Here is a 344-nt window from a genome sequence, read left to right as displayed (position 1 = left end):
TCAGGAGCCAGAGCCWSAGCCAGAGCCAGAGCCAGAGYCAGAGCCAGAGCCAGAGCCAGAGCCAGAGCCAGAGCCAGAGCCAGAGCCAGAGCCAGAGCCAGAGCCCCGACTTGAGGCTGATGTCGATGTATTGCTGGACGAATCTGCAGATGCGGAAGCGCTTTCAGAGTTGATGCCAGTTGAATCGGCGATTGATTTTGAGCCTTTGCTTGATGCGTCAGCACAAGACACACAACATACTGCAGCCGAAGCAGCCGAAGCAGCCGAAGCAGCCGAAGCAGCCGAAGCAGCCGAAGCAGCCGAAGCAGCCTGAAGCAGCCGAAGCAGCCCTGAAGCAGCCCTGA

Annotated in this window: 1 protein-coding gene; it reads left to right on the top strand. The window is 59.2% G+C overall.

What is annotated here, in order from left to right:
* Nucleotides 1-313, top strand: a 313-nt coding sequence (locus MPL1_RS13910; protein WP_009727601.1) for a hypothetical protein, incomplete at its 5' end; no start/stop codon positions are given.
* Nucleotides 314-344: the final 31 nt, after the last annotated feature.

Origin of the sequence: Methylophaga lonarensis MPL (assembly GCF_000349205.1) — a bacterium.
In the GTDB taxonomy this organism is placed as follows: domain Bacteria; phylum Pseudomonadota; class Gammaproteobacteria; order Nitrosococcales; family Methylophagaceae; genus Methylophaga; species Methylophaga lonarensis.
The sequence above is the reverse complement of the archived record's forward strand: the minus strand, read 5'-3'. Positions and strand labels throughout refer to the sequence as shown.